The organism is Capnocytophaga sp. oral taxon 329 str. F0087, from assembly GCF_000213295.2.
In the GTDB taxonomy this organism is placed as follows: Bacteria; Bacteroidota; Bacteroidia; order Flavobacteriales; family Flavobacteriaceae; genus Capnocytophaga; species Capnocytophaga leadbetteri_A.
Genome location: NZ_KN390077.1, coordinates 1 through 3,819, shown reverse-complemented (window position 1 = coordinate 3,819; position 3,819 = coordinate 1). Strand labels below are relative to the sequence as shown.

Genomic DNA, 3,819 nt, shown 5'->3' with positions numbered 1-3,819 from the left:
GGGTTTTCTACACCTATATTAAGGATAGCCTTACCATCGCAGCCGTAGAATACCTCTGTTTTGATAGTAGGTTGCGCCAACGCTGCTGGTACCGTTACACTCATATCAAACGGACAACCGTGAGTAGCAGCATCGCGTACTGAAACCGTGCGTGTACCTGCAGGTAACCAACTAGTATTAGAAGCCGTCCAAGTTATACCGTCAAAACTGTATTCGTAATTACCGCTACCGCCTTCTACATTGGCGATAGTTACTTCAGCCAAAGAAGCCTTGGCTCCTGTACCGCAACCTATTAGTTTGGTAACCCCTGCAAAGGCACTGGTTACTGAAGTATTAATAGTAGTCGTAAAATCTTTAGTACATTCCGCTAACTGTTGGGTTACAACAATGTCATCAACAGCTATATCATTACAGCCTCCTAAGGCAGACAAGTCTAATACAAAGTACAGAGAAGTATTAGCTCCTACTTCTGCTGCTGACAAACTTACTGTAAGGTACTTCCAATCACTAGGAGTTGCAGAAAGAGGTAAAGATATAGACTGAGATTTTATTGGTGTAAGATTTGCTAGGAAAGCAGCTTTATTAGGATAAAAGCGTACCCGCACCTGTGTTCCAGGTGTATTACAAGGGCTGGGTGCTGTAGTCTTTAGCAAATTGAAAATAGCTGCCGAAAAGTCTAACCTCTTGTTAGGCAATACGCTTATAGGGCGCATATAAAATGCAGGATTAGGAGTACTTAGGTCTATAATCAATTTCCTACCATTAGTAGTACCTGAGGCATCGGTAGGTGTATGCCAAAGAAAGGCAAGACTTGGAGGTATATTAACACTGATAGCGTATTCTCCATCAACTGTTCGATCTATATGAGCACTATTATCCTTAGCATCTCCTTTACCATTATAAATAGTAGTAGCCCCATTCATCGACTCAAAATAATATTCAGGGTTTACATAACTATTAGCAGTTGGATTTGCTCCTACACCAAAATCTTCATTTACAAGAGTAACTACTGAAGCTACCGGTTTGTAATGTACTTTAAAGGTATGAGTACTACCCATTGCTAAACCTGTAAACACATTGCTGTTTTGTAGCGCTCCTCCGTCCATTTGGTATTGATAGGTAAAGAGCGAAGAGGTAGGCGTTACCACCAAATTAAGAGTGTTATTAGACAGGCTACAGTTGCTAAGGTTTGCTGAGATTGTAGGCATTTGCAGCGTAGTAACACTTACTGTTGTAGACACTTCTTGCCCGCAAGTTTGAGGCATTTGCCATACTTTTATATCGTCAATAGCGTAGTCATTACCCCAGCCGTGAGCAGAGGAACCATCAGAACGAAATTCAATTGTAAATTCTGTATAACTTCCTGAGTTAAGAGAACCTTGATATTTATGCCAATTGTTCATTCCTGCCCCACAAAGTGAGTTAGGCACTTCACCTGTTGATATTTCTGGAGATATAACATTTCCTAAATTATCTACCAATCGAACTTTAAACTTGGGTTTAATAGCATCAAGTCCTGAAGCATGAATCTTTTTATCTTCTTGAAACAAATTCAATACGTAAAACTCATATCTAATTTCTGAATTAGGTGAAATATCCTTTACTTTTTTCTTATAGATCAGATCTCCATCAGGAGTAAGCGTTTTTGCATTGGTAACAAAAAAACGCCCTTGTGGGTCTGTCCCATTAGAAGTATGGTCAGGCACAGGCACCCAAACCCCTGTCCCTGGACAAGTAAGATTAACAACACTTATAGTATTAATATAAGCTGAATTATTTATTTCATAATCTCCTTCTAAAACTGTAATCCCCCCATAATGTAAATCAGTTACTCCTGCTGGCAAACTAGTTTTTGACCCACTACCAAATGTCTCCTCCAATAGCATCATAGGTGAGGGAATCGTAGTATCTTCATACTTTACTGTAATAGTATGAGTACCCGTACTTACATTCTGAAAAAGGTATTTTTCTGAAAAAGTAGGCGCATTATCTAATTTAAAGAGATAACGATAAGAAGGCTGTGGGTTTTGCACCCCTATCTTTAGGGTAGGTCGCCCATCACAATCATAAAAAATCTCCTTTGTAATCACAGGTGCTACCGAAGAGGTAGGCACTTTCACTTGCATAACAGTACTAAGTATACCATTATTATCTTTTATCCATACGTTATGGATACCTACGGGCAGCCAACCTACGTTGCTCGTTTGCCACCCACCGCTACCAAATTTATATTGGTAAGGTGCTGTACCTCCTGTTACATTAGTAACACTTACTTCTGCCTTATTAGCATTAGTCCCGCTACCGCAACCAATAAGCTTAGTTACGCCAGCAAATCCTTTTACTTGCGCCTTTATTGGCACAGAGGCAAAAAAGAAAAACGCTAATAGCCACAAGGGCAATAACTGCATTGTTAGATTCTTTTTCATTATTTTTTCTATTGTTTTACTTATGATTTTTTAAAATGAAATTACTACTCATTTTTGAGAGTGCAAATATACAACATTTCTCTGAAATGAAAAAATTTTTACCGAAAAAAAAATACACCGCCTATTCCATAATCAAGCTGTTTTTTACAAGGGAGGTAGGAGTGTAGTAAATAAAAAACTTTGCTAAAGGTAGTAAACCACAACCTTTAGCAAAGTCTCATTTGTTTATTTGCTAATTTACTAGTACGCAAATAGCGGTCTGTCTTCCATAAAAAGGTTTACTTCTTCAGCTATTTCTTCAAGCACCTCATCATTAGTGTGGTTAGCAATAGCACGGTCTATAAAGTCAGCGATACGCTCCATATCATCTTCTTTTAGTCCGCGAGTAGTGATAGCTGCTACCCCTACACGTATACCGCTGGTTACAAAAGGAGAGCGTGTGTCAAAAGGAACCATATTTTTATTTACAGTTATATCAGCCTTGCCTAAAGCAATTTCTGCTTCTTTACCGCTAATGTCTTTATTGCGTAGGTCGATAAGCATCAAGTGGTTGTCAGTACCTTTAGAGATAATGTCATAGCCTTTGCCTAAAAGGATAGAAGCTAAACGGCGGGCATTCTTCTGTATTTGTATAGCGTAATGCAAAAAGTCGTCAGAAAGCGCCTCGCCAAAAGCTACTGCTTTGGCTGCAACTATGTGTTCTAATGGGCCTCCTTGGTTGCCAGGGAATACCGAACTATCTAATAACGATGACATCATTCTTACTTCACCCTTAGGAGTTTTAAGCCCAAATGGGTTTTCAAAATCTTTACCCATAAGGATAAGCCCCCCGCGAGGTCCTCTAAGTGTTTTGTGGGTAGTAGTGGTAACAATATGGCAATAAGGAATAGGGTCGCTAAGAAGTCCTTTAGCAATAAGTCCCGCAGGGTGAGCAATATCGGCAAAGAGCAAAGCACCTACCCTATCAGCTATTTCTCTAAAGCGTTTGAAGTCTATATCGCGAGAATAAGCTGAAGCTCCTGCTACTATCATTTGAGGTTTTTCGCGTTCTGCTATTTCTAAAATTTTGTCGTAGTTTAGCAAACCGGTTTCCTTTTCTACTCCGTAGAATACAGGCTCGTACAATCTACCTGAAAAGTTCACAGGAGATCCGTGCGTAAGGTGCCCCCCGTGCGAAAGGTCAAATCCTAAAATCTTATCACCTGGTTTGAGGCAAGCCGCATATACTGAAGCGTTAGCTTGCGAACCGCTATGAGGTTGTACGTTAGCATACTCAGCCCCGAAGAGCAATTTAGCGCGGTCTATAGCTATTTGCTCGATTTCGTCTACCACCTCGCAACCTCCGTAGTAGCGCCTGCCAGGGTACCCCTCGGCATATTTGTTAGTAAGGATA

General features: G+C 40.2%; 2 protein-coding genes. Both read right to left on the bottom strand.

The window, feature by feature from the left end:
• On the bottom strand, nucleotides 1-2,426 hold a 2,426-nt coding region (locus HMPREF9074_RS11280; RefSeq protein WP_034540909.1), incomplete at its 3' end, for a hypothetical protein.
• Between the two features lie 240 nt (nucleotides 2,427-2,666).
• A partial coding sequence (gene glyA / locus HMPREF9074_RS11275; protein ID WP_034540898.1) for a serine hydroxymethyltransferase occupies nucleotides 2,667-3,819 on the bottom strand: 1,153 nt, incomplete at its 5' end.